This window comes from Rhodococcus sp. BH5 (assembly GCF_027583855.1).
Taxonomy (GTDB): domain Bacteria; phylum Actinomycetota; class Actinomycetes; order Mycobacteriales; family Mycobacteriaceae; genus Rhodococcus_F; species Rhodococcus_F qingshengii.
Genome location: NZ_JAJHVW010000004.1, coordinates 281,460 through 307,194, shown reverse-complemented (window position 1 = coordinate 307,194; position 25,735 = coordinate 281,460). Strand labels below are relative to the sequence as shown.

Below are 25,735 nucleotides of genomic sequence, written 5' to 3'. Positions count from 1 at the left end.
AGCTCGAAGACCCTGCTGTTTGTTACCCGAGCCACTTCTCGAGGCGGGCCAGTGCCTCCTGGATGTCGGCTGTCGCACCTGCGAACGAGAGTCTGACCATCCGGTTTCCGTGGACGGTGTCGAAATCGATTCCAGGTGCCAGCGCGACCCCGGTATCTGTCAGCAACCGGGCACACCACGCGGTGGCGCCCTCGTCGCCACACAGATGGCCGATGTCCGCGTAGACGTAGAACGCACCGTCGGCGGGAGCCAACTCGGTGATGCCCAGTTTCGGCAACCCGGTCAACAACAGTTCACGATTGACGGCGTACCGCTGAACGTGCCCGTCCAACTCGACCTTCGCCTCGTCCGAGAACGCCTCGACGGCGGCGTACTGAGAGATCGCGGGCGGACACACGGTCATGTTCGACGCGAGTCTCTGCAGCGGGCGCCGAAGATAGGTCGGCACCAACATCCACCCGAGTCGCCAACCCGTCATCGAGAAGTACTTGGACACCGAGCCGATCACGACGGATTCGCGTGAGGTCTCCCAGGCGCTCGACGTGTGCTGATCGCCGTATCCGATGCCGTGGTAGATCTCGTCCGAGATCAGAAGAGTTCCGTGCTGCTCGCACCACGTCGCCAATGCAGCGAGCTCCTCGGGCGAGATCACCGTGCCCGTGGGATTTGCCGGGCTCGCGACGATCAGACCGGCAGGCGGCGACGGCAAAGCCTCGAGCATTTCCACTGTCGGCTGGTATCGAGTTGCCGGCCCGCAGTCGAGTTCGACGACGTTGCAGCCGAGAGCGGCAAGGGTATTGCGGTACGCGGGATATCCGGGTCGAGCAACCACCACGGTGTCGCCCTCGTCGAACGCGGCCAGGAAGAGCAAGGTGAACGCCCCGGACGAACCGGTCGTCACCACCACGTCTTCGGCGTCGACGGCGATTCCCGATCGCTCGCTGTGGTAGCGCGCAATAGCCTCGCGTAGCTGCAGGATCCCGAAAGTCTCGGTATACCCGAGTAGTTCGGTGCCCAGAATCTCTCGCGTCGCACGTAGCACCGGTGCCGGCGCGGGCGTCGACGGTTGACCTGCCGCCAAGGTCAGGACGTCACCATGTGTCCGCTGACGTTCGGTCGCGGCCTTCCATACATCCATGACATGGAACGTCTGGATATCTGATCGACGAGATTCTGAGCGCACACTCCGACGGTAGTCGAACCGTGGTGCGGCAAGAAACGACGGCCACCCATTGTGACGATCCGACAGATTCAGGCGCTCAGCATGAGTCGATTCAACGAGACCTGGGCCACGTCCCTCGCGCAACATTGATCAACGACTTCCTTCGATCAAAAGGTGCATCAGATGAAAGCTCGCTCAGTGCCCACTGCGGCTCTGGTCACGATCGGCGTTCTCACGGTTGCCTCGTGCGGAAGCACCTCTGATCCTGGCGGCAATTCTTCCGGCGACTACGCGAAGGACGGCAGTTTCACCACGATCGTGAACACCGATCCCGGCAACCTTCATCCCCTGATCACCAATCTGACTGCCACGCAGGCGATCAACAGCTATACGAACGACTCGTTGTTGGCCATCGACCCCAAAACCCGCGCAGCGGGCTCGTATCTGGCCGAAAAATGGAGCGAGAACGGAACTTCGCTGAACTTCACCCTCAAAAAGGGGATCACGTGTGAAGACGGCACGACCTTCACTGCCCAGACAGCGGCAAACAACATCAACTGGGTCGTCGACACGACCAACGGCTCGCCGTGGTTGGGAGCATCCGTACCCGAAACTGCGGTAGCAACCGCTGATGGTGACGAGCTCACGATCAAGACAACGGAACCCGCGCCCTTCCTCCTCGAGCGCATCGGCGCTCTCAAGATGGCGTGCCAGGCAGCCCTCGACGACCCTGCCAGTGTTCGAGGCAGCAGCAACGGAACCGGACTGTTCAAGATCACCGAAGTAGTGGCCAACGATCACGTCACGCTCGAACGCCGCGACGGATACAACTGGGGGCCGAACGGCGAAACCACGTCGGACACGCTCGGAGTGCCCAAGACGGTCACGATCAAGGTCGTGACCGACGCCGCGACGACGGCGAATCTCGTCCTCACCGGAACGGTCAACGCGGCCCCGGTTGCCGGCGCGGATATCGAACGTGTGGAAGCTTCAGGCCTCGAGTCGATGACGTCCAACACCCTGAGCGGACAGTTCATCTTCAACCACAATGCGGCTCTCCCCACCAAGGACGAAGCCGTACGCACCGCACTCGTGCAAGCGATCGATCTCGACGATTACACGGACATCAACACCGGTGGCAAAGGCTCACGAGCTACGGCACTGGCAGTAGTCGATCCGCGGGCGTGTGACTTCGACAGCGTCACCGGTGTAGTTCCGAAGTTCGACATGGCCGCTGCGAAAAAGACTCTTGCGGACGCCGGTTGGAAACCCGGATCCGACGGTGTCCTGACCAAGGACGGTCAAGCGCTGCAATTGACGGTCATCTTTGCCAACTACCGCGACACCACCTCTGCAGCAGCAGAATACGCGATGAAGCAGTGGCAGGAGCTCGGCGCGAAGGTGGAGCTTCGTGGTGGTGACAACAACTTCATCATTTCCAACACATTCGCAGCGAAAGACCTTACGTCATGGTCGATCTCGATCGGACTGACCGTCCAGAGCGATACCCCCAGCATCTTCGTTCCGTACTTCGCCGGCCCCACCCCACCGTCGGGTGTCAACTTCGCATCGATCGACAATCAAAAGTACGCCGAACTGGCGGCGAAGGCCTCGGTTCTGCCCGGGCAGGAATCCTGCTCGGTGTGGAAGGAAGCGGAACAAGCACTGTTCACCTCGTCCGACGTCATTCCGGTGTCCACGTCGCCGAACTTCATGTTCTTCAACGGCGCAACGGCCCTGTATGCACCAGTTGGCGGCACCCTGGCCGGCCCTGGCATTCGCGTTCTGAAATAAGCCGGAAGACAAAGCTTTACGTCTGCATCTATTTCTCCGATTCGAAGGATCTACATGACTGACCGTCCATTTGTTCTCGACGACCTCCACCGTGTGGTCACACCCACTGAGACCTCAATCTCTCCCGACGGCACCGTGGTCGTCTTCGTTCGCTCGGAAATTGTTGCCGGAAAGGCAACTACATCGCTCTGGGCGGTGTCCCGCGATTCCCAGGCTCACCGCCTCACCGCAGGGCCCGCCGATTCTGCCCCTCGGTTCTCTCCGGACGGAACCTCGATTGCCTTCCTGCGTAAGGTCGGCGACTCCGCGCAGCTGCACCTGATCCCGCTCGCCGGTGGCGAGGCCGAAACTCTCACCACATCAGCATCACTCCCCCTCGGCGCCGGTGCAGCAGCCTGGAGCCCGGACGGAAATGCCATCGCGTTCGCCGCTGTGGTCTCACGCTCGGACTCCGCCGATCCGAATGCTCCCATCGTCACCGACCGACTCGGATACAAGGTGGACGGTGCCGGTTGGCTCGGCACCTTCCGTCGCCACCTTCACACCGTCGATCTGGAGACGAAGGCAGTTCGACGGCTCACCGACGGTGATTGGAATGCCGACGTTCCGTCCTGGTCGCCCGACGGCACGGCCCTTGCCTTCACCGCGAATCTCGAACCGGACAGCGATCTGAACCTCACGTTCAGCGCTTACCGCATCCTCGTCGACGATCTGTCGGTTCCCCCGCAGCGACTCGGTCATGCCACCGGAGTGCAGGGCTCCACACTGTGGCATCCGCAGGGAGATTCGGTCGTCGCCATCGGCACTCCCGAGGTCCGTGTCGGAACTGCAGACCTGATCCGGCTGTCCGTCCCCGGCCCAACCGAGACACCGGTCGACGTCACCCTCACAGCTCATCTCGATCGCAACGTGATGCCCGGTGCACCCGGTTACCCCGGCGGCACACCGGCACTGTCGAATACTCGCGACGAAATCGTGTTCTGCCTACGCGATCGTGGATGGACGCATCTGTACGCGGCCGACATCGAAACCGGCACCTCTCGATCCCTCGTCGCCAATCCCAACGAGGTCGTCTCGGCGCTCTCCGTTGCCCGTGACGCCCGCGTCGCCTCCGTCATCGTCACCACGCAGCAGTCCTTCGGCGAGGTCGCACTCGTCGATCTCGACAGCGGCGCGGTCACCACGCTGACGAAATTCACCGCAGAAGCACTCCCCGAGGTGACACTGTTTGCCGCCGAGGAACGCGAGTTCACCATCTCCGACGGCCGCACCGTGCATGGTTGGTTGCTGTCCGCTCCCGAAACCAGTGGTGCCGCACCCCTTCTGCTCGACATTCACGGCGGACCGCACAACGCGTGGACCGGCGTTGCAGATACCTATCACCCCGCCCACCAGGTTCTCGCCGCCCAGGGTTGGCGCATCCTGACCCTCAATCCACGTGGGTCGGACGGGTACGGCGCAGACTTCATGTACGCCGTCAACGGCGCCTGGGGTACCTCCGACCAAGCCGACTTCCTCGAGCCGATCGACGCGCTTGTCGCCGAGGGACTTGTCGACGGGGACCGTCTGGCGATCACCGGGTACAGCTACGGCGGATACAGTACGTGTCACCTGACGTCCGCGACGGATCGTTTTGCCGCTGCGGTTGCCGGCGGGCTGATCTGCGATTTCAACGCCATGGCCGGAGTCTGCGATTTCGGTCCGCACCTCGCGTCACTCGCCACCGGCACGACTGTTCCCGAGAACTCCGCGGGGCTCCTGGCAGCCTCACCGCTCGCCGCCGTGAAGAACGTGGTGACCCCGACGCTGATCCTGCACGGAAAGTCGGACGAGCGGTGCCCGCTGGGTCAAGCCGAGGCCTGGTTCGCCGCACTGCGCCAGCAGCACGTACCCACCCGTCTGGTGGCGTATCCCGGTGCAAGCCACGGGTTCCTCGTCAACGGCTCGATCTCGCACCGAATCGACTACAGCACACGGCTCATCGAGTGGGTCAAGCGATACACCTCCGCGAAGCTACCCAAGGCCGGCCTGGCCAACGCGTCTGCCGGAGCCGACGCGTGGAAGCGTTCGCTGGACGTACTGTGTGAGCGTTACGGCGTCACCGGTGCTCAATTCGGTATTCTCACACTCGATTCCAGCGGGAAGGAAATCACCCGCACGACGGTTGCTTCCGGCGTGATCAATGCAGACACCGGGGTCGAGGTCTCCACCGACTCCCTGTTCCAGATCGGATCCATCACCAAGGTGTGGACCGCGATGCTGGTCATGCAGCTGGTCGACGAGGGCTTGCTCGACCTGGACGCAACCGTCCGGTCGATCCTGCCCGACTTCGCACTGCAGGACGAGGAAACAGCTGCCCGCATCACGGTTCGTGCACTTCTGAACCATCGCAACGGAATCGACGGTGACCTGTTCATCGACAAGGGTCGCGGCGACGACGTCGTCGAACGCTACGTCGAGGGCCTGCGTGACTTCCGTCAGGTTCATCCACTCGAGGACGGCTTCGCGTACTCGAACTCCGCGTACGTCCTTGCAGCTCGTATCGTCGAGGTTCTTCGCGGCGGCATCTGGGACGACATCCTCAAGGAGCGGATCATCGATCCGCTCGGCCTCGCGCACACACTCACGTTGACCGGAGATACACCGAGATACTCTGTGGCAGCGGGTCATACGGGGAACTCCGTCGTGATGCCCGTCTGGCCGATCACCCGCTCGATGGGGCCCGCCGGCTGCATCACTGCCAGCATCGGAGATCTACTCACGTTCGCGGAACTCGGTCTTCTCGAAGGACAGAGCGTCGACGGCGTACGGATCGTGTCGGAAAAATCGGCCGCCGCGATGCGCACACCCGAAATCGACATCAGCGAACTGTTCCCGGACAAGTCGGGTTGGGGCTTGGGCTGGTTCCACGAAACCTGGTCGGGCGAAGAGATTTTCGGGCACGACGGCAGCACCATCGGGCAGCACGCATATCTGCGTATCTTCCCCCGCCACAATGTCGCGATCGCACTGCTGACCAGCGGCGGCAAGGCCGACGGCCTCTACCGTGATCTCTTCACCGAAGCCGCGGCCGCGTTGGTCGGACTCGAACCTCCGCAAGCCCTCGCCCCGAACCCCGCGAGTGTGGAGTCGATTCCGGATTCGGTTCTGGGAAAGTACAGCTCGGGCGGGATAGCAATCGAGTTCCGTCGTGGAGAGTCCGCTGACGAGGCCGTGATCACCGTCATCGGCGACGTAATCCCGAATCCCGAGGAAGACGAGACAGCTCCGAAGAAGCCTGCAACGGTAGCCACTCTCGTACCGTCGCAGATCCCGGGGACCTGGACCACCCGTCAACCCGGGGCCGCCGGTTGGACGACGGTACGGCCGCACCGAAACGGAGTGTACGTCGGATTCCGCTTCCTACCACGGGTTAACGCGTGACGATGACCGATACACATACGATGACGGAAACACAGAACGCCGAATCACAGAACGCCAGCGAACTCGAGGAATCAAAGATGCAAGAACAGCTTCAAGAACTCGTCGATCAGTGGAGGGTCGAGGCAAACATCCCCGGCGTCTCGGTCGGCATCGTTCACGGCGACAAGGACATCGTCGTCACCAGTGGCATCGAGAGCGTCGAAACCCAACTCCCGGTCACCGACAAGACGATGTTCATGATCGGCTCCACCACAAAGGTGTTCGCCGCAACAGCCGCGATGGCACTCGTCGAGGACGGCCTACTCGATCTCGACACCCCGTTGGTCGAGTACGTCCCCGAACTGACCTTCGCCGACGAAACAGCCACGCGCACAGTCACGATGCGTCATCTCCTCACCCACACCGGCGGATTCACCGGCGACGCGGGCCTCTCGGCAGGCTGGGGCGAAGACGCCCTGGGACGCTCGGTTTCACGGCTGAACGAACTGCGACAAGAATTTCCCGTCGGAGAAGTCTTCTCCTACAGCAACTCCGGATTCGTTCTCGCCGGACATGTCGTGGCCAAGATCAGCGGGCTGACCTTCGAAGAGCTGGTCAAGCAGCGCGTGCTCGACCCCCTCGAAATGAAGAACTCGGCCTTCCTGCCCTGGGACGTGATGACCCACCGGTTCGCACTCGGTCACTACATCCGCGACGGTGTGCCGTTCGTGTCCAACGAAACCGGACTGGACCGCGGCATGATCCCTTGCGGCGGAATGTGGTCCTCGGTGCGAGACCAACTCGTCTGGGCACGTTACGCACTGTCGGGCGAACACCCCGGCGAAGGACAGCCACTCGACGAGTCCACCCGGTTGTTGATGCAGAAGCCGCAGCGTCCCGCCGCGATGATGTTCGAAGAAGTCGGCCTGGGATGGCTGTTGACTCGATACGGAACCACTCAGGTAGTGCGGCACGGCGGAAACGTGAGCAACCTCCAGGTCTCCGAGTTCATGACAGTGCCCGAGAAGAACTTCGCCGTCACCGTGCTGACCAACGCACTCGGCGGCGGAATCGGCAAGAAGATCGTCGACTGGTGCATGGCCAACCTCACTGAACTACCCACGCCGGCATCCCTGGACGTGGTCGAGCCCGAACCCGCTGCCGTCGACGCAGTCCTGGGCAAGTATCAGGCCGGCTCACTGACGATGACCGTCGCCCCCGGTGACGAGGGAATCGGCATCCGGATGGGCAGCGCGCAGGATCTCGGTGAATACGAGGACATCGTCTGGCCGCCGGCAATCCCGATCGCCTTCCTCAACGACCGTGACTTCGCTGCTCGCGCCGACACCACCCGGGCGTTGGGCCGCTTCGTCACCGACGACACCGGTCGCGCCGTGATGCTCGAATTCGGCGGCCGCACCGCCAAGCGAGTGGCCTGATCCTCTAGACGGGTGACGCGGTCCGATTACGGGACCGCGTCACCCGTCTTCGTAAATGCACAGCCGAGAAGGTACAGACTGGACGCCATGAACTTCATCGGCGAGTCGATTCTGCACCCCTCCCGGTGGAGCGTGCGTGCCCGTTCGACCGTGGCTTCGACACTCGTGATCGCCTTCTGCCTGGTGATCGCCGGGCTTGCACTGGTTTTCGTGCTGGCAAACTCCCTGCATCTGTCCGCGCTGAACAGCTCCGACGCTCGCGCCACGCAATTGGTCCAGCAGCTCAACGGAAAAAACCCGGCCGATCTCGACCCTTCGCTTCTGTCCACAGACAGTCAGATCGGAATCGTGCAGATCGTCGACGCCGATCACCGAATAGTCGCCCAATCACCTGGAACCGACAGCGACCTCCTGTCCGAACGTTTTCTCGGCCCTGACGAGTCGGACGCTCTCGGAAGGGTCAAGAAGTCCGACGACGAGGACTACTGGCTGATCGGGCGAGGCGCTCAGACGGCGACCGGACCAGTCACCGTCTTCGTCGGCGCCGACCGCGAACCGGTTGAAACCGTGGTGACGACCGTTGCCGTTCTGCTGGCCATCGTCGGACCTCTGGTCCTGGGGCTGGCAGCGTTTGCCACCTACCGCCTCGTCGGTTCGGCCCTCGCTCCCGTCGAACGCATCCGCGCTCGGGTAGCATCGATTTCGAGTGGGCGTCAAGGTGAACGAGTGCCTGTCCCGTCAGGGAACGACGAGATAGCCCGACTGGCAACAACAATGAACGACATGCTGGCGCGCCTCGACGAAGGTGCGCTGGCCCAGCAACGATTTGTCAGCGATGCCTCACACGAGTTACGCAGTCCGCTGTCCACGATCACGACGGCCCTCGAACTGGCACACCGACGCCCGGATCTCCTCGACGACGCGCTGATCGAAGACGCACTACTTCCCGAGGCGCGCCGGATGCGGCAGTTGATCGAAGACCTGTTGATTCTCGCGCGCTCTGACGAAAGCGAACTCGAAAAGTTCGGCATCGTCGTCGACGTCGACCTCGATGACATCTTGTTCGCCGAGCAGAAAAGGATCGACGGTATCTCCGCAGTTACGGTCGCCGCTGCCGTGGCTCCGGTTCGGGTCTCCGGAGACCCGAGAGCATTGACGCGGATGGTGCGAAACCTCGTGGACAATGCAGTGCGGCATGCGGAGACCCTCGTGTATCTCGAGTGCTCCGAAGCCGGAAACGAAGCCCACATCGTGATCGAGGACGACGGGCCCGGAATCCCTGCAGCAGAACGCGAACGAATCTTCGGACGCTTCGTCCGCCTGGACCAGCCGCGGTCGAGGCAGGGAGGCGGGTCCGGACTCGGACTCGCCATCGCGTCGGAAATAGTTGCGGCGCACCACGGAACCATTTCCGTCAATGAGAGAGTGGGCGGTGGAAGTCGATTCGAGGTGACGATTCCGGTACCGAACGACTGAAGATCAGGCAGTGCCGACAAAGCGGTACCCGACGCCTCGGACCGTTTCGATGCTCTGAGTTCCGAACGGGAGGTCGAGCTTCTTACGAAGGTAACCGATATACACCTCGACGATGTTCTCGTCACCTTCGTAGTTGGTGTCCCAGACGGAGCGAACGATCTCGGTCTTCGTGACCACCACACCATTGTTGCGCATCAAGAATTCGAGAACGCTGTACTCCCGTGGCGTCAGGGTCAATTCGATTCCCGCTCTGCTCACCTGATGTTTGGCCGGGTCGAGGGACAGGTCTCCAACGGAGAGTATCGCCGGACGTTGTGGAGCGCCGCGACGCACCAGTGCGCGCAGCCGAGCGAGAAGCACGACAAACGAGAATGGCTTGACCAGGTAGTCGTCGGCGCCGAGATCGAATGCATCGGCCAGGTCGTATTCGCCGTCCTTTGCCGAGAGCATGAGGATCGGCGTCCAGATCTCCCGGGCGCGTAGATCCCGCACGATGTCGTACCCGTGTTTGCCCGGCAACATGATGTCGAGAACGATCACGTCGAATTCGTCACTGCACGCAGTCGCGAATCCGTCGTCACCGTTGAGTTCGACGGCGGTCACGAATCCCTCGGCCACCAATCCCCGCCGGATCGTCTCGGCCAGGCGCACTTCGTCTTCGACCACCAGTACTCGCACCACCGGCCCCGTTTCGTCGCCACGCAGTTGTTCGGATGCACCCAGTAGAGCAGACGGTAGACCCAGGGCCGAGTTCCGTTCAGCGTTTCTTCAGCTTCGGATCGTCACACTGCATTCATGCCTGCAACTGTGTCGACCGTGCGAAACGTGGTCACCGAAGTCCTGACCGAGAGCACCACCGCAGAGATCGCGGTTGCCGCAATCGTGGTGGCCGCAGCTCTGTTCGCGTTCGGTTCGATCTACCGAGCTTCCAGCGTTCGGTCTACAGCCCTTCGCACGTGCGGACTCGTGCTTGCACTGGTGACGCTGTCGATCCAGGTGTATGGAAGCGGGTGGTTGACGAGCTTCGACGGGCCGGTGACCGACTGGATGGTCGATCATCGGAGCGGCGCCCTGAACCAGATCGCGGTCGCCGTCACAGATCTCGGTAGCCCTGTCGCCACCGCGCTGCTCGGGATCACCTGCGGAGTGCTCATCTCATGGCGAGCGCGTTCGGTCGTTCCGGGCTTGATCGTGATCGGAACCGTTGGCGGGGCGGCGGTCGCCAGCACGGTAATCAAAGCGCTCGTCGGTCGCGAACGTCCGCCGACCAACATCCAGGTTCTTCTCGAGACCGGCCACTCGTTCCCCTCCGGTCACGTGACGGGCACAGCAGCGCTGTTCGGCATTGCCGTTCTCGTTGTGAGCGTCGACCGAACAGCGGCCGTCAAACGCCTTCTGATGCTCCTCGCCGTGACGGTCACCGTCGTCGTCGCGCTGACTCGCCTCTACTTGGGTGCGCACTGGCTCACCGACGTCATCGCCGGAGCCATTCTCGCGACGCTTGCCGTCACGGTGGGTGGAGCCCTCTTCCGATTCGTCGGCACTCACAACCAAGCTGAATCGACTACTGCTGCAATGCGCTCTGCAGAACCTTCAGCACTTCACGAGCCGCAGTCGGCCCGGTATTGAGGTAGAAGACGTCATCGTCAACAGCGACGGCGTGGTTGGCGACCACACCACGTAACTGCGCCCACAACGGCGCGTTCGTCAATGTCGCCGGGTCCCCGCCCTGCACGCCGTAGAAGATCCAGTCGGCGTCCGCCACGTTCAACTCTTCTTCACTGATGTCTCGGGAAGTGTCGTCGAACTGCTGCGACTGCGGACGGGTCAAGCCGGCATCCTCGGCGATACTGCCGGTGAACGAAGGAATACCGAAGATGCGCAGACGATTTCCGTTCTGGCGCGTGAACGACACCGTCGGCGGCGACGAGAGGGAAGCACCGAGGGCCGCGGCATCGGTATTGAAGGTATCCAGCAGTGCCGTCGCCTGCTGCGTCCTACCTACCCCGTCGGCAACCAGCAGGAAGTCCTGCTTCCAGTAGACGCCGGTCCCCTGTGTTGCCACCGTGGGTGCGATGGCGGAAAGCTGGTCGTACAGCGAATCAGCGTCCTTTCCTGCAACATTCATCAAGATCAGGTCAGGATCGAGCGTGACGATCGCTTCGAAATTCGGTGTGAAGCGTCCACCTGCGTCAACGACATCACTTAGCTGAGTACGGAATTCGGGGTACGCAGACAACAAGTACGGAGGCACCAGGTCCGCACCGTCACCACGCGTCGAACCTGCGGGCACGACACCGAGCGACAGGAGTGCATCTGCTTGCCCGGTCGAGATGACGACAACCTTTTCGGGCTGCGATTCGATCGTGGTGTCCCCTTTGAAGTGTGAGACGGTACGAGGGAACTCGCCGTCCGACTTTCCGCTCCCCATTCCAACCGGGACTTCTCGCGGAGCGACAAACGCAGAGTCCGCCGGAGCCGACGCACTGATCTCGGCATCTGTGGGCGACGCGTCCTCGCTCGAGCAGCCACTGAGAGCTGCCACCAATGTCAGTGCGCCGATCAGCATTACACTGCGTGACTTCTTTCGAAAATTCATGATCGTGTCCCGTACGTCGTGAAGCATGACAGCTTCATCTTCCGTCATGGTTAGGTGACCCTACCCTTTGAAGAACTGTAAACTATATCTGTGTCAGATACAGTTCCAGGGCGTGGATCACACGGGGTCGATCGCTACTCCGATCGCATGCCCACCGCGGAAGAAGCATCGAGATCACTCATCGCTGCGGCGTTCGAATTGCGTCGAGCGCTGCGGGAATACATGGATACGTCGGGTACCGACGCGACTCTGCCAGAGGCACAATCCGAAGTACTTCACGATGTCGCACACCATCCGGGCACTCGCATCGGGGCGGTCGCCGATCGTCTCTCCAGACGCCCGAACACCGTCAGCACGCTGGTGCGCACACTCTCCGACAAAGACCTGATCGAACGGCGACCCGATCCCACGGACGGCCGAGTGAGCACACTTTTCGTGAAGGACGAACGAAGCGCGCGACGAGACCGTCGATCCGAACTACGCATCGGCGTTCTCGCCGAAGAATTGGCGTCCCTCGACGAGGGCGACCTCGACACATTGACCACTGCCGTCGGCATCCTCGACCGAGTCAATCGATCATTGCGAGATCACGCGCCGCGATGACACTCCGGGACATACAGAAGCGGTGCGGTGCAGCACCTGCCGCACCGCACCGCACCTGCTGACGAGTCACCGCCCTAGTTCATGTCGTTCGCAATGATGTTCTCGATATTCCGTTCGGCCAGAGCGGTGATGGTGACGAACGGATTGACTCCCACATTGCCCGGTACGAGGGATCCATCCATGACGTACAGACCCGGGTACTCCGGCAGACGACCGTAGCCGTCGGTCGCCTTGCCGAGCACACAACCGCCGAGGGGGTGGTACGTCAACTGATCGCCCCACGTCTGCGTCGGGCCGAAGAGGTCGGTCCGGTAGATCGTGCCTTCCTTCTTGTTGATCTTGTCGAAGAGCTTCTTCGCCATGTCGATCGACGGCTGGTTCTGCGAGCGCTGCCAGTTCAATCCGACTTTGCCTGTTGCCGAGTTGAATTGGAACTGAGCACGTTGCGGATTCTTGGCAATCGCCAAGTACAGGCTGACCCACAGTTCGGTACCGGCCGGGAAGGGTGCGATTTCCGCAAAGACGGGAGCGGATGTGTCGGCCCAGTTGTCGATACCCATCACGGGGATCGCCGACTGCTTCGCACCGGTGGCGTCCCACATGTGATTGGCGCGGCCCACCATCACGTTGCCGTTGTGACCCCATTCCTGTCCAACTGCACCCGGCAAATTCGCCAGCTGCCCTTGCGCTTTCATCGCGACCAGGAGCTTGCTGGTCCCGATACTGCCGGCCGCGAAGAAGACCTTGTCCGCCGTCACTGTCTTGGTGCCGACGGTATTGCCCTGCTCGTTGATCTGGTTCATCACCACTTGATAGCCACCGCCGGTCGCGGCCGGGGCAACCGAGGTCACGACGTGCAGAGCTGAAATGGTGAGCTTGCCGGTGGCGGATGCCGCAGCGAGGTACGTTTTGTCCAGTGACTTCTTTCCGGCATTGTTGCCGTAGATGACCTCACTGACCAGAGCGGACTTGGTGACCTGGCCGGCAGCTTCCTGCTTCATGTAGTTGAAGTCGTAGACATTCGGAACGAACGTTGTTGTGTAACCGGATCTCTCAGCGGTCTTTCGCCCCGTCCGCGCGAACTTGTAGTACTCGGTCGATTCGAACCAGGCCGGGTCGATGTTGTTGACTCCGAGCGCAGCGTTGGCCCGCGGGAAGTACGTCGAGTACATCTCGTTGGAATCGACCCCGGGCAGGATCTCTTCGAAGTAGTTGCGCTTGGGTGTGACGGCCATACCGCCGTTGACCAGTGACCCGCCGCCGACCCCTCGGCCTTGGTAGACCTTGATCCCGCCGAAGTCCTCGGCGTCGAGAACGCCGACGTAGCGGCTGATGTTCTTGTCCACCGAGCCGCCGGAAAAGTGTGAAACCGGTTGAACTGTACGGTCTCTGAGCCAGAAGGACCGACCGTCGGGCGAGAGCATCGGGCAGAAGATCTTGCCGTCGGACCCTGGTGTGGTCCACGACTTCCCCATCTCGACCATGTGCGTGTCGATACCGGCCTGCGTCAGGCGAAGTGCTGCAACGGCACCGCCGTATCCACTGCCGATCACGAGCGCGGGGACACGGTCTCCGTCGTTCAATGCTCGTCTGGGCGCAGCGGCCGCCGTGGTCCACGAGGACGAGAGTGCGGCGGCCCCCACAGCTAATCCTGTTGCTGCCAAGAAGTTTCTACGCGAGAGCGTGGAATTGGTACGTGCGTGCCGTTCGTTGAATCCAGCGCGAATGCTCAAGTGTGCCCTTCTCTTTCCGTGACCCCCGCGCTGAGATATACCGGGAGAAACCGAACGAGAAGTCCATACTCGTGGGTAACTTCGAGGAACCGTTGATTTTCCATGAAAAGGGCCGATGAACAGAAAGTTCACCGGCCCTCCGAAAGAACGAGTCAGGGAATTGAGATGCGACCTTCGACGGCGCCGAGTCCGATGTCCTTGCGGAAATGACCGCCGGGAAGCTTGACGTCGGCGATCTTTGCGTAGGCGTCGTCGCGAGCTTCGGTCAGATCCTTGCCAACTCCGACAACACTCAGCACACGCCCGCCGGCCGAGACGACGGCACCGTCTTCACGCTTCTTGGTACCGGCGTGCAGGACTCCGTCGGCGTCCGCTCCGGTGATCACGTCGCCGGTGCGTGGGGTTGCCGGGTAGTTCTCCGCGGCAATCACGACCGTGACAGCGGAACCGTCGCGCCACTGCAACGGACCGACCGAATCGAGTGTTCCGGTCGAGGCCGCATTGAGTAGACCGCCCAGCGGCGTTTCGAGGAGAGCAAGCACGGCCTGAGTTTCGGGGTCACCGAACCGGCAGTTGAATTCGACGACGGCCGGGCCGTCGACACCGATCGCCAGACCGGCGTAGAGAAGGCCGGAGAAACTGCTACCGCGCGCGACCAACTCGGCAGCGACGGGCTTGACGACGTCATCGACGATCTGCGTGACCATCTCGTCGGGCAGCCACGGCAATGGGGTGTACGCGCCCATACCGCCGGTGTTGGGTCCGGAGTCTCCGTCGCCGACACGCTTGTGGTCCTGAGCCGGGAGCAGCGGGATCACAGTTTCGCCGTCGACGAGGCAGAAGAGCGAAACTTCCGGACCGTCGAGGAAGGACTCGAGGAGAACCGGGTGTCCGGTCTCGAGCAGTTCTGCGGCATGATCGCGCGCGGCGAGACGATCCGTCGTGACGACTACGCCCTTACCCGCGGCCAATCCGTCGTCCTTGACCACCCAGTTGGGACCGAAGCGGTCGAGTGCTTCGTCGAGCTTGGCCGGATTGTCGACGATCTCACTGTGAGCGGTCTTGACGCCGGCGACAGCCATCACGTCCTTGGCGAAAGCCTTCGATCCCTCGATGCGGGCGGCGTCGGCCGAAGGCCCGAAGCAGGCGATACCTGCTGCCCGCACCGCGTCTGCGACACCGAGGACCAGCGGAACCTCGGGTCCGATGACGACGAGGTCGGCTTCGACCTTCTGGGCCAGCGCGGTAACCGCGTCACCCGAAGCGACGTCGATGGGGTGCTGCTCGGCGATTTTTGCGATCCCGGCATTGCCAGGCGCGCAGATCAGGGCCGTGACACCTGGATCGCGAGCAAGAGAGAGAAGGAGGGCATGTTCACGGGCTCCGGAGCCGATTACTAGTACGCGCACGGGGAACAGACTACGGCCTGCGATAACAGCGCTCTCGGAGTGCCACTCACGGGGCCAAGGTCCCAGCGTTCGGCCTTTGTGCGAAATATCCGTTTCGAGATGAGATCATATGAATACCTGAATAGGTGAACAGATGTTTTCGGACACCTGTCCACCAAGGAAAGGACACCCGTGAAACTCCACAAACCAGGCGTTCTGACGCTCACCGCAACCGCCGCAATCGGCGCACTTCTGATCACGTCGTGCAGTAGCCCGACTGGCACCGACTCCTCGGGCAACAACGACGGCCTGGTCTTGGCCGACGGCTACGAGCTGGGCGGCTACAACCCGGTCGCAGGCTTCGGCGCTGCCGGCGAGGCCAAGATGTACGACGGTCTCGTCCGACTCACCGGAGGGACCGGCATGCCGGGATTCGAGCCGTCTCTGGCCGCGGAGATGCCCACTGCCAACGCCGACGCGACAGTCTGGACGGTCAAACTCCGCGACGGGGTCACCTTCTCCGACGGATCGACCTTCGACGCCGCCGACGTGGTTGCCACGTACAAGGCGATCCTCGATCCCGCTTCCGCCTCCGAAGCGCGTTCGTCGTACGACATGATCAGCGATGTCGTGGCCGTCGACGACAACACAGTCGAGTTCCGCCTCGCGTACTCGTATGCGCCCCTGCTGACGAAAATGCTGATCGGCATGGTCCCGTCGGAATCCCTCGCGACACCCGGACTTGCCGCCGAATCGCCGTTGAACACCGCGCCTGTCGGTACGGGTCCGTACACACTCGTCGATCTCTCACCGGATCGAGCGGTCTTCGAGGCGAACGAGAACTACTGGGACGGTGCACCGGAGATCAAGAAGCTCACTCTCCTCTACGTTCCGGACGACAACACCCGCGCCCAACGTATGGTGTCCGGCGAGATCGACGGAACCAATCTCCCTCCACTGCTTGCCAATACGTTCTCGGGCAAAGACAACATGTCGGTGACTGCCCATCAGTCAGCGGACTGGCGCGGTCTCTCACTTCCGACGAACAATCCCGTGGCAGGCGACAAAGCCGTACGGATGGCGCTCAACCTCGCCGCCGATCGCCAGTCGATGATCGACAACGTCCTGGGCGGACACGGCCGCGTCGCCGCCACTCCGATCCCCGAGGTCTACGGCGATTCGTACAACCCGAACGCAACCTTCGCCTACGACCCGGCCGAGGCCGAGCGAATTCTCACCGAAGCGGGCTGGATCGAAGGTGCCGACGGAATCCGTTCGAAAGACGGTCAGCGGGCGCAGTTCACGATCATGTACAACTCCGTCGACACCGTTCGACGTGATCTCGCTCAGGCATTTGCCTCCGATGCTCTCGCTGTCGGCATCGAGGTGGATCTCGAAGCGCTCTCCTGGGACCGCATAGACCCTCGAATCAACCAGGATTCGACGCTTCTCGGTGGTGGAGACGAACCTTTCGATCCAGACACGCAGGCGTACGACGCGCTGAACTCGAAGTACATAGCGCCCGGGGTCGGCAGCATCTACGACAACGCCAGCGACTACTCCAATCCAGCAGTCGACGCAGGCCTGGAAGTAGGACGCCGCAGCCTGGATCAGGCAACGCGTGACGCCGCGTATCGCGACGTGCAGCAGGCGTACGTCGAGGATCCCGGATTTGTCATCCTCGTATTCCTCGACCATACGTACGTTTCGAAGGATTCGGACTGGCAGATGTCCGGACCTGTACTCGAGCCACACTCACACGGTGTGACCTGGGGCCCGTGGTGGTCACTGCAGACGTGGGCCAGAGGGCAATGACAGCGGTCGACGTTCGGGTAGACGCGCGGCAATCGCTCGGCCACCGTGGCAACTCCCGCCGAAAGGCCATCCTCACGATGGTCGGTCGGCGGGTGTTGTTCATCGTGCCGGTGATCGCCGTGGTGTCCGCGGGACTCTTTGCCGCCGCCGCGATCTCACCGTTCGATCCACTTGTCGGCTACCTGGGCACGCGATACATGACGACCAGCGACGCGGACAAAGCGTTGATCGCCGATCAGATGGGTTTCGACAACCCCTGGTACAGCACGTACTGGAATTGGCTCCAGGGCGTGTTCACCGGTGATCTCGGGATCTCCAGATCGTTCAATCAGCCTGTTTCCCAAGTTATCTCCGAGCGTCTGCCATGGACCCTGCTGCTGGTCGGTATCTCACTCCTCATCGCGATTCTCGCCTCGCTGACACTCGGTGTTCTCGCCGGAATCCGCAGTGGAGGATTCTTGGACAAGACCGTGTCCGGGCTGAGCGTCGTGGTCCAAGGACTTCCGCCGTTTGTCTTGTCGCTGGGTGCCATCGCGCTCTTCGCGTTGACTCTCGGCTGGCTCCCGGTCGCCGGGTTGACCGACGGGGGTGCCGATCCCACACCGGGACAGGTGATCCGGCACTTGGTCCTACCGGTGACGGTCCTCTCCATCTCGCAGATGCCGTGGCTCCTACTCGCGGTCCGAGAATCCGTCGTGGGTTCGAAATGTGAGGGATTTGTCGCGGGCGCCGTAGCACGCGGAATCCCGACGCCGACCATCACGAAACGCCACATACTGCCGACCTCACTGGCGCCTTTCGTGAACATCGTCGGCGTGCGACTGCCCGAGCTGATAGTCGGGGCAGTGCTGGTGGAAGAGGTCTTCAGTTGGCCAGGGATCGCCGGCGCCATCGTCTCGTCAGCCCGTGACCTCGACATGGCACTGCTCGCGTTCCTCACCGTCGGTACGACATTGACGGTCATGCTCGGCTCACTGATTGCCGACGTCCTCGTTGCAGTACTCGACCCGAGAGTGAGTACCGATGGCTGAACGACGCTTCAAGATCGCCGTCGGCGTGCTGATCCTCGTGGCGCTGTACGCGGCGTTGGTCCCATGGTTGGCCGACGTCGACGACCGAGTCACAGACTTCTCGGCGACTCGCCTGGCTCCGTCGTTCGATCACCCGTTCGGAACTGACTCGGCGGGCCGAGATCTGTTCGTGCGCATAGCTGCAGGCATCAGAACCTCACTTCTGATCGCACTCGCCTGCGCGCTGCTCGCCACGGTGATCGGCGTCGCCGTCGGCACTACGGCCGGACTGGTCGGCGGCTGGGTGGACAGGTTCGTCATGCGCGGCACCGATGCCGTCAACGCACTCCCCCACCTGTTGCTCGGCATCGTCATCGTCGCGATGTTCCGTGGAAGCATTGCCGCCATCGTGCTTTCGATCGCACTGACCCACTGGACCCAAGTGGCCCGGATCATCCGCTCCGAGATCTTGAGTCTGCGCGAGCGTCCCTACATCGACGCCGCCATTCTCGCGGGAGCCAGTCGACGTCACGTGATCATGCGCCACCTCGTGCCGGCGACGGCGCCACAGGCTTTGATCGCAGTCGTTCTCCTGCTGCCCCACGCCGTCTGGCACGAATCGACGTTGTCCTTCCTGGGATTCGGCCTTCCCCCGCACAAGCCCAGTCTCGGGACGCTTCTCGAAGAGGCACGCAGTTCTCTGCTCCTCGGCGGTTGGTGGACGCTGGCATTCCCCGCCGCAGTTCTCGTGATCGCCACCGTCGCAGTTGCCGTCGCCGGTTCGGCCCTGCGGTCGATGCTCACGCCCCCTCGACCTTCGGAGTTGCGACTGTGAACCACGGCCTGCGCATCGAATCTCTCACCGTCAGGATCCCTCTACTCGGAGGATCGGTAGTTCACGCTGCGAGCGACATCGACCTCGACGTTCCAGCCGGCACGGTGACCGCACTTGTCGGGGAATCGGGGTGTGGCAAGTCGATCATCGCCACCTCGGTCATGAACATGTTGCCGCCGAATGCTTCTCGAACCGGAACGGTCACCGTCGCAACACCGGACCTCGAGATCGACGTCTTCTCCGGCACCGCGTTCCGTGGGCGGCACGTGGCTCTCGTCCCACAATCCGCCGCAACACATCTCACCCCCGTCCGGACTGCGCGATCGCAACTACAGGAGACGATCGACGCACTCGGCAGCGATCACACTTGCGATGCCTTGGCACTTCGCGTCGGACTCGAACCGTCGGCCCTGGACTGCTACCCGCACGAACTGTCGGGCGGCATGGCGCAACGCGTGGCCATTGCCGGTGCGCTGGCCGGGAATCCGTCGGTGATCGTCGCAGACGAACCCACCGCCAACCTCGACCGCGAACTCACCGACCACGTCATGGGATTACTTCGAGAGTGCGCGGACGCCGGAGCGGCGGTCCTGCTCATCACCCATGACCTGGCATCCCTTACCCGCAGCGGTGCCGCGGATCGACTTGCCGTCATGTACGCATCACGCATCATGGAGACCGGTCCGGCCGCGCTGGTGTTCCAAGATCCGCTTCACGATTACACCCGAGACCTTCTCGGCGCCTTACCTTCCAGAGGTTTGACTCCCATGCCGGGATCGCCACCGCAACTCACCGATCTCCCCGAGGAGTGCGTCTATCACCTACGACGCCCGGAGTCGAAACAATCCGGTGGCCCGACCGAACTGGTCACATTGGGTGACCGCACGTACCGAACGCTGCGGAAGGTGGGCTGACATGAGTCTGCAAGCTCTGGGAATCACCAGCGGTTACCGTCGCAACCGGCCAGTTCTCGAGAACGTCTCGCTCGAGATTCCGTCGGGAAAGCTGATCGGCCTGACCGGGCCTTCGGGCACCGGAAAATCAACACTTGCAAGGATTCTCGCTTCGCTGGATGCACCGTGGTCAGGCGAAGTGCGGATCGACGGATCACCCGTTGTGGGTACCAAATTCTCGGTACCCGCGGCACTACGCGGCACGGTGTCCATGCTGTTTCAGTCACCTCGCGCATCGACCGACCCTCGGCAGACGCTCGCCTCGATCATCGGCCAACCCGGTGACATTGCCAGTAGGTCAATCGATGTGGCCGCGCTGGCAGCAGAAGTGGGCCTCACTCCCGATCTCTTGTCGCGCAGACCACACCAGGTGAGCGACGGCCAACTACAGCGCGCCTGCCTGGCGAGATCGCTGGCGCAACAACCGAAATACCTCATCTGTGACGAGGCGACGGCGATGCTCGACGCCGCCACGACGGCCGCGCTCATTCGGTTGATCGAGAGTCGCGCCGCCGAAACCGGCGTCGGTGTATTACTCATCAGCCATGATCGCGAATTACTCGGCGCCTGCTGCGACGTGGTCCACGACCTCGACAGTATCAGCGCTTAGCCCCTGCGAAATCGACCCTTGACCCGAACGTATGTTCGAGTATGATTTGGGCAGGGGATCGGGGGATTCAATGAGCGTCTTGTTGTCGGACGTGGTGTCTGGTTCTGCGGTGGGGTTACGCGGACGCCTGTGGCAGTTGTCTGCTGCTGAGTTGCGTGCTGCTGCGGTGTCGGCGAGTGCGGAGATTCTGCGCCTCGAAGCCGTTCGAGTGGCGGTGGTGGACGAGTTGTCGTTGCGCCCGGATGATCAGGTGATCGCCAGCCGCGGAGTGGGGTCCTGGTTGGCGGCCAACACGACGCTGCAGGTTCGGGACGGGAAGAAGATCGCCGCGTTGGGTGCAGCTTTGCGGCCGTTTCCGGCGGTGGCTGCTCGGTTCGATGGCGGGGACTGCTCCTTCGAGCATGCCGTGTTGATCGTGGCGTTCTGTGAATCACCACCGAAGGGCATGCCAGACGCCGCGCTCCCTCGCTGTATCGACCTACTGCTTGCGGCTGCTTCCGGAGTTGAGGCGACGACGACAAAAGTGCGGAACGTGATCGCGACCTTGGAGCGGTTGTTCGAATCGGATGAGATTCCACCCGCCGAAGACGTCGACCGGAACGAGTTGCGGATCGCGTCGACATTGAACGGTCGGGTGGTGGTGCGTGGGGATTTCGACGCCCTCACCGGTGAAATGTTGTTGTCGGCGTTGTCGAATCTGACGATGCCGACCCCGGCACCGGATGGGACGCCCGATGCTCGGTCGGCGGCGAAACGGACTGCCGACGGGTTCACCGAACTGATCCGCCGCTATCTCGATTGCGCCAAGACCGGAATCGATGGTGGTCAGCGTCCGCACGTGAATGTGCACATCAATGCTCGGGATTTAGCTGAGCATCGGGACTGCGCCGCAACACCCTCCATGGCTGATGGTGGAGTGGCTGTGTCTGATCTTGATGTCGGGCACATGCCCTGGCTCGGACCGCTGTCCGTGTCGCAGACAAGGCTTCTCGGGTGTGATTGTTTCCTCTCGACCGTTCTGCTCGACGATCACGGCGCGCCCTTGGATGCGCAACCAGGGAAGAGGCTGGTCACCGCCGAACAGCGAGTGGCGTTGATCGCCCGGGACAAGGGCTGCGCCTTCCCCGGCTGCACATGCGTACCCGCCTGGACCGATGCGCACCACATTAAGCACTGGGCCAACGGTGGCCCGACGGAGATGAACAACCTGGTCCTGCTGTGCCGTTCACATCACCGGCTGATGCACCGCAAAGCCGGATTCGTCGGGAAATGGGAAATCCGCATAGGAGTCGACAACAAACCGTGGTTCATTCCGCCGCCCTCGATCGACCCCGGGCAGCAACCCAGGCCGGCGAACACCACCTTCAAAACCTGAGGACGAACCTCAGGCATACAACTTCACGCCAGGTCCGCATCGGAGGAAGCACCTCCGATGCGGACCTGGCGTGCGTTCCTGTTGGTCAGCCTGCAACCGTCAAGTCGTAGAGGGTTACTCCGTCCACCGTTGTGGCGGTGAAGTTTTCGGTCACCCACGTCGAGATGGCGGTAGCGGTGCCTTCGGCGTTCATACCTCCACCCATCCCACCGCCGGCGATGAAGAAGTGAATCTTGCCCTCTGCCACGTACTGCTGGAACTGCGCGAGCGTCGGCGACGGATCGCTCCCGTTGAACCCTCCGATAGCCATGACCGGTGACTGCGTCGCAAGCTGATAACCCGAGGCGCTGTTGGACCCGATTGCCGCGGCTACCCACGTGAACTGGTCGGAGTTCTCTTCGAGAGTGGACACAACAGCGGCTCCCGGCGTGCTGCCCTGCAGTAGACCACCGGCACCGCCTCCCATTGCGCCTCGCGTCCCGTCGGTGGTCGGCGTGGTACCACCCGGAACTGTTGCACCACCGGGCATCTGACCCATTCCTGCAGGGGGCGTGCCCGGCATTCCGGTCCCAGCCCCGTCGGTCCGACGGTTACCGCCATCAGCCGTGCCACCGAATCCACCGAAGCCTCCGCGGCCACCGCCGGGCCCGCCCATTCCACCTTCGACGCTCGGTCCGGCCGAAACTATGGAACCGGTATGCGGAGTATTGATCGTGTCGATCGCGTATGCAGTCGGACCCGCCAGACCGGTGAAGATCGCTGCGAGAATCACTGCCACAGCCAATCGACCTCGCGTCACTGCCGGAATCAGCACTGCCACGGCACTGACGATGCCGACCACCAGAATGGTCCAGCGAAGCCACGGTACGAAGGAGGGCGAGCGTCCGAGCAGTACCCACGCCATCGCGACGGTTGCGGCCAAGGACACCGCCAGAATGATGCGAACCCAGAGGACGTCACGATGACGCCACGCCACTACCGATCCTGAACCGATCAGCGCGGCGATCGCCGGCGCCAGCGCAACGGTGTAGTAGGCGTGGAAGATTCCCGCCATGAAACTGAAGGTCAGTCCGGTCACCAACAGCCAGAGCCCCCAGACGATGAATGACGCACGCTGTGTGTCAGCGCGGGGTGCCTTGCCTCGCAGCACGATTCCAGCCACCAGAAGTATCAGTGCAGCAGGAATCAACCAGGCGATCTGTCCGCCCTGGGCCGATTCGAACAGTCGGGTAATGCCGGTACTCCCCCACATACCACCGCCGGCCCCACCACCTGGTGCCATACCTCCCCCGGCCATACCACCTGCGGCCTCGCCCATGCCGGGGAAACCGCCCGCAGCAGCGCCGGCCGCAGCATCACCAGCACCGCGCATTCCGCCGCCGCCGACGCTTCCGGTCTCGTTGCCGCTCAAGCGCCCGAGCCCGTTGTAGCCGAGCGTCAGTTCGAGAATCGAATTGTTCTGTGAACCACCGATCCACGGACGCGAGTCGGCCGGCCACAGTTCGACGATTGCCAACCACCATCCGGCGGAGACGATCAGTCCGCCCAGTGCCGCGAACAGTTGGAGTACGCGCTTACCCAGTTTCGGCGGTCCGGCGATCAGATAGGTGAGCGCCAGCGGTGGAACTACCAACATGACCTGTAATTGCTTTGTCAGGAAACCGAATCCGCAGAAGATACCGACCAACACGAGCCAGCGGGTGCGGCCGTCCTGCACGGCGCGCATCATCGCCCACACTGCTGCGATCATCAGGAGCACCAGCAGAGCATCCGGGTTGTTGAACCGGAACATCAGCGCCGCTACGGGTGTGAGCGCAAGTACCAGGCCCGCGAGGAGGCCGGCGGCCGCACCGAAATACCGTCGAACCGTTCCCCACAACAGTGCAACCGATCCGACCCCGAGGAGTGCCTGCGGCACCAACATCGCCCAGGAATTGAGTCCGAAGATGCGAACCGACAGCGACATCAACCACAGGGACATGGGCGGCTTGTCGACGGTGATCGAGTTTGCAGCGTCCGAGGAGCCGAAGAAGAAAGCCTTCCACGACACCGAACCTGCCTGTACCGCAGCGGCATAGAACGAGTTGGCCCATCCGGACGCGCCCAGGCCCCAGATGTAGGCAACTCCGGTGCCCACTAACAACACTCCCAGCGCCCACGGTTCCCAGCGCACCTGACGTTGCGGTTCCGGCGCTGGCAGCGGCGCGGCGAGTGTCTCTGCAGTGGCGGTCATCGATTGGCTCCTACGGATTGTGCGGTGCGAAACACCCAGCGCAGTGCGATGAATCGACTGACTGTGGCAACAAGATTGGCGATGACGAGTACGGCAAGCTCCACGTGCTTGGAAGCGTCGGGCGCCATGACGTCGAGCACGAACAACGATCCGCTGGTGAGCAGTAGACCGAACCCGAACACGAGCAGGCCCTGCATCTGGTGACGAGCGGATCCTTCCGACCCTCGGATCCCGAAGGTGAAGGCCCGGTTGGCGGCGGTGTTGAATACCGCGGTCACCAGCAATGCGACGGCGTTGGCCCACTGCGCACCCATGATCGAGTGCAGAGCGAGGTAGAGCAGCGCGTACGCGAGCGTCGAAATGACTCCCACCACGGCAAAGCGTGAGAGCTGCCCGACCATTCCTCGTGGAACTCCGGGAACCAACGGTTCACGTCCGAAACTTGCCCTGAGCTCGGCCAATGGAAGGGAACCGGTAGACAGTGCTCGCCCGACACGGACCACACCTTTGAGGTCGGCAACTGCCGTGGCAATGATGTCTACCCGACTGTCCGGGTCGTCCACCCAGTCGACAGGGACCTCGTGAATCCGCATGCCCGCTCGCTCGGCCAGCACCAGCAATTCGGTATCGAAGAACCACCCGGTGTCCTCCACCAGCGGAAGTAGTTGCCGTGCAACATCGACGCGCATGGCTTTGAATCCACACTGGGCGTCGGAGAAGCGAGCATGCAGTGCGCTTCGGAGGATGAGGTTGTAGCTACGTGAGATGAACTCACGCTTGGGGCCGCGCACCACGCGGGACGATCGTGCCAGCCGGGAACCGATGGCGATGTCCGAGTGTCCGGAGAGCAACGGAGCAATCAACGGCATCAGGGCGTTGAGGTCGGTCGAGAGGTCGACGTCCATGTACGCGACCACGTCGGCATCGGAGTCGCTCCATACCTGCCGCAGTGCTCGACCACGACCCTTCGCATCCAGGTGGACGACCCGGACGTCGTCGAATTCTTCGGCGAGGGAACGGGCGAGTGCCAACGTGCCGTCGACACTGGCGTTGTCCGCGATGGTAATTCGTGCAGAGAATGGCACCTGCGTGCGTAAATGCCGGCGCAGGCGCCGCACGCACGTCTCGAGGCCTGCCTCTTCGTTGTATACCGGGACGACCACGTCCAGCACTACAGTCGTCGCGGAGACCTCCTCTGCGTCCGTGCTGCCCGCGGTCTGCATGGCTTCTGTCGTCATGCGTCCTAGATTTGTCGGGCCGGCTCCGACGAACCTGCGTCCAGCCTGGGAGTTTCCTGGCAACCGGACG

General features: G+C 62.4%; 19 protein-coding genes. 12 read left to right on the top strand and 7 right to left on the bottom strand.

Annotated features, from left to right (window positions below; genetic code table 11):
• Positions 1-22: 22 nt before the first annotated feature.
• Positions 23-1,183 carry a pyridoxal phosphate-dependent aminotransferase gene (locus RhoBH5_RS13100; RefSeq protein ID WP_037132442.1) on the bottom strand — a complete coding sequence of 387 codons (1,161 nt, stop codon included), beginning with the start codon at positions 1,181-1,183 and terminating at the stop codon, positions 23-25.
• Between the two features lie 162 nt (positions 1,184-1,345).
• Here RhoBH5_RS13100 and RhoBH5_RS13095 point away from each other — a divergent pair, with 162 nt between their 5' ends.
• From RhoBH5_RS13095 to RhoBH5_RS13080, 4 genes are all read left to right on the top strand, one after another.
• Positions 1,346-2,956 carry an ABC transporter substrate-binding protein gene (locus tag RhoBH5_RS13095; RefSeq protein WP_042452661.1) on the top strand — a complete coding sequence of 537 codons (1,611 nt, stop codon included), beginning with the start codon at positions 1,346-1,348 and terminating at the stop codon, positions 2,954-2,956.
• A gap of 54 nt (positions 2,957-3,010) precedes the next feature.
• Positions 3,011-6,379 carry a serine hydrolase gene (locus tag RhoBH5_RS13090; protein ID WP_270008390.1) on the top strand — a complete coding sequence of 1,123 codons (3,369 nt, stop codon included), beginning with the start codon at positions 3,011-3,013 and terminating at the stop codon, positions 6,377-6,379.
• Positions 6,380-6,381: 2 nt separating this feature from the next.
• Positions 6,382-7,797: a serine hydrolase domain-containing protein gene (locus tag RhoBH5_RS13085; RefSeq protein ID WP_270008389.1), complete on the top strand. Its 1,416-nt coding sequence runs from the start codon at positions 6,382-6,384 to the stop codon at positions 7,795-7,797.
• Positions 7,798-7,884: 87 nt separating this feature from the next.
• Positions 7,885-9,273, top strand: a complete 1,389-nt coding sequence (locus RhoBH5_RS13080; RefSeq protein WP_270008388.1) for a sensor histidine kinase — start codon at positions 7,885-7,887, stop codon at positions 9,271-9,273.
• Positions 9,274-9,276: 3 nt separating this feature from the next.
• Here the strand turns inward: RhoBH5_RS13080 and RhoBH5_RS13075 are convergent, their stop codons facing one another.
• Positions 9,277-9,951: a response regulator transcription factor gene (locus tag RhoBH5_RS13075; RefSeq protein WP_037132434.1), complete on the bottom strand. Its 675-nt coding sequence runs from the start codon at positions 9,949-9,951 to the stop codon at positions 9,277-9,279.
• Between the two features lie 117 nt (positions 9,952-10,068).
• On the opposite strand from RhoBH5_RS13075, the gene RhoBH5_RS13070 reads away from it, so the two are divergent.
• Positions 10,069-10,902, top strand: a complete 834-nt coding sequence (locus tag RhoBH5_RS13070) for a phosphatase PAP2 family protein (RefSeq protein WP_228401911.1) — start codon at positions 10,069-10,071, stop codon at positions 10,900-10,902.
• Here RhoBH5_RS13070 and RhoBH5_RS13065 read toward each other — a convergent pair.
• On the bottom strand, positions 10,838-11,920 hold the full coding sequence (locus tag RhoBH5_RS13065) for an ABC transporter substrate-binding protein (protein ID WP_228401910.1): 1,083 nt from the start codon (positions 11,918-11,920) through the stop codon (positions 10,838-10,840). The two genes, RhoBH5_RS13070 and RhoBH5_RS13065, sit on opposite strands and share 65 nt — an antisense overlap.
• Before the next feature lie 42 nt (positions 11,921-11,962).
• Between RhoBH5_RS13065 and RhoBH5_RS13060 the strand changes: the two genes are divergently transcribed.
• Positions 11,963-12,475, top strand: coding sequence for a MarR family winged helix-turn-helix transcriptional regulator (locus RhoBH5_RS13060; protein WP_003945763.1), 513 nt, complete (start codon positions 11,963-11,965; stop codon positions 12,473-12,475).
• A gap of 74 nt (positions 12,476-12,549) precedes the next feature.
• Here RhoBH5_RS13060 and RhoBH5_RS13055 read toward each other — a convergent pair whose 3' ends face one another.
• Together RhoBH5_RS13055 and purD are read right to left on the bottom strand one after the other, a co-directional pair.
• Positions 12,550-14,118 carry a GMC oxidoreductase gene (locus RhoBH5_RS13055; RefSeq protein ID WP_007734403.1) on the bottom strand — a complete coding sequence of 523 codons (1,569 nt, stop codon included), beginning with the start codon at positions 14,116-14,118 and terminating at the stop codon, positions 12,550-12,552.
• 242 nt (positions 14,119-14,360) lie between these two features.
• On the bottom strand, positions 14,361-15,617 hold the full coding sequence (gene purD, locus RhoBH5_RS13050) for a phosphoribosylamine--glycine ligase (RefSeq protein WP_042452678.1): 1,257 nt from the start codon (positions 15,615-15,617) through the stop codon (positions 14,361-14,363).
• A 171-nt stretch (positions 15,618-15,788) separates the two neighbouring features.
• Here purD and RhoBH5_RS13045 point away from each other — a divergent pair, with 171 nt between their 5' ends.
• From RhoBH5_RS13045 to RhoBH5_RS13020, 6 genes are all read left to right on the top strand, one after another.
• Positions 15,789-17,411, top strand: coding sequence for an ABC transporter substrate-binding protein (locus RhoBH5_RS13045; RefSeq protein WP_042452680.1), 1,623 nt, complete (start codon positions 15,789-15,791; stop codon positions 17,409-17,411).
• Entirely contained in the window at positions 17,408-18,442 is a 1,035-nt protein-coding gene (locus RhoBH5_RS13040) for an ABC transporter permease (protein ID WP_270008438.1), read from the top strand. The genes RhoBH5_RS13045 and RhoBH5_RS13040 overlap by 4 nt, the downstream gene beginning before the upstream one ends.
• On the top strand, positions 18,435-19,256 hold the full coding sequence (locus RhoBH5_RS13035) for an ABC transporter permease (RefSeq protein WP_228401909.1): 822 nt from the start codon (positions 18,435-18,437) through the stop codon (positions 19,254-19,256). The genes RhoBH5_RS13040 and RhoBH5_RS13035 overlap by 8 nt, the downstream gene beginning before the upstream one ends.
• Complete coding sequence (locus RhoBH5_RS13030) at positions 19,253-20,170, top strand: oligopeptide/dipeptide ABC transporter ATP-binding protein (RefSeq protein ID WP_228401908.1); 918 nt, start codon at positions 19,253-19,255, stop codon at positions 20,168-20,170. Before RhoBH5_RS13035 ends, RhoBH5_RS13030 begins: the two co-directional genes overlap by 4 nt.
• 1 nt (position 20,171) lies before the next feature.
• Positions 20,172-20,819 carry an ABC transporter ATP-binding protein gene (locus RhoBH5_RS13025; protein WP_003945821.1) on the top strand — a complete coding sequence of 216 codons (648 nt, stop codon included), beginning with the start codon at positions 20,172-20,174 and terminating at the stop codon, positions 20,817-20,819.
• A 70-nt stretch (positions 20,820-20,889) separates the two neighbouring features.
• Complete coding sequence (locus tag RhoBH5_RS13020; RefSeq protein WP_270008387.1) at positions 20,890-22,194, top strand: HNH endonuclease signature motif containing protein; 1,305 nt, start codon at positions 20,890-20,892, stop codon at positions 22,192-22,194.
• Positions 22,195-22,279: 85 nt separating this feature from the next.
• Here the strand turns inward: RhoBH5_RS13020 and RhoBH5_RS13015 are convergent, their stop codons facing one another.
• Both RhoBH5_RS13015 and RhoBH5_RS13010 read right to left on the bottom strand, forming a co-directional pair.
• Positions 22,280-24,427, bottom strand: a complete 2,148-nt coding sequence (locus RhoBH5_RS13015) for an ArnT family glycosyltransferase (protein WP_042920391.1) — start codon at positions 24,425-24,427, stop codon at positions 22,280-22,282.
• Entirely contained in the window at positions 24,424-25,665 is a 1,242-nt protein-coding gene (locus tag RhoBH5_RS13010) for a glycosyltransferase (RefSeq protein WP_007734387.1), read from the bottom strand. The genes RhoBH5_RS13015 and RhoBH5_RS13010 overlap by 4 nt, the downstream gene beginning before the upstream one ends.
• Positions 25,666-25,735 lie beyond the last annotated feature (70 nt).

Bases quoted from the DNA above. Each gene is read 5' to 3' on its own strand.
- RhoBH5_RS13095 (WP_042452661.1), top strand. From the start codon at position 1,346: ATGAAAGCTCGCTCAGTGCCCACTGCGGCTCTGGTCACGATCGGCGTT.
- RhoBH5_RS13090 (WP_270008390.1), top strand. From the start codon at position 3,011: ATGACTGACCGTCCATTTGTTCTCGACGACCTCCACCGTGTGGTCACA.
- RhoBH5_RS13085 (WP_270008389.1), top strand. From the start codon at position 6,382: ATGACCGATACACATACGATGACGGAAACACAGAACGCCGAATCACAG.
- RhoBH5_RS13080 (WP_270008388.1), top strand. From the start codon at position 7,885: ATGAACTTCATCGGCGAGTCGATTCTGCACCCCTCCCGGTGGAGCGTG.
- RhoBH5_RS13070 (WP_228401911.1), top strand. From the start codon at position 10,069: ATGCCTGCAACTGTGTCGACCGTGCGAAACGTGGTCACCGAAGTCCTG.
- RhoBH5_RS13065 (WP_228401910.1), bottom strand. From the start codon at position 11,920: ATGACGGAAGATGAAGCTGTCATGCTTCACGACGTACGGGACACGATC.
- RhoBH5_RS13040 (WP_270008438.1), top strand. From the start codon at position 17,408: ATGACAGCGGTCGACGTTCGGGTAGACGCGCGGCAATCGCTCGGCCAC.
- RhoBH5_RS13035 (WP_228401909.1), top strand. From the start codon at position 18,435: ATGGCTGAACGACGCTTCAAGATCGCCGTCGGCGTGCTGATCCTCGTG.
- RhoBH5_RS13025 (WP_003945821.1), top strand. From the start codon at position 20,172: ATGAGTCTGCAAGCTCTGGGAATCACCAGCGGTTACCGTCGCAACCGG.
- RhoBH5_RS13020 (WP_270008387.1), top strand. From the start codon at position 20,890: ATGAGCGTCTTGTTGTCGGACGTGGTGTCTGGTTCTGCGGTGGGGTTA.
- RhoBH5_RS13015 (WP_042920391.1), bottom strand. From the start codon at position 24,427: ATGACCGCCACTGCAGAGACACTCGCCGCGCCGCTGCCAGCGCCGGAA.
- RhoBH5_RS13010 (WP_007734387.1), bottom strand. From the start codon at position 25,665: ATGACGACAGAAGCCATGCAGACCGCGGGCAGCACGGACGCAGAGGAG.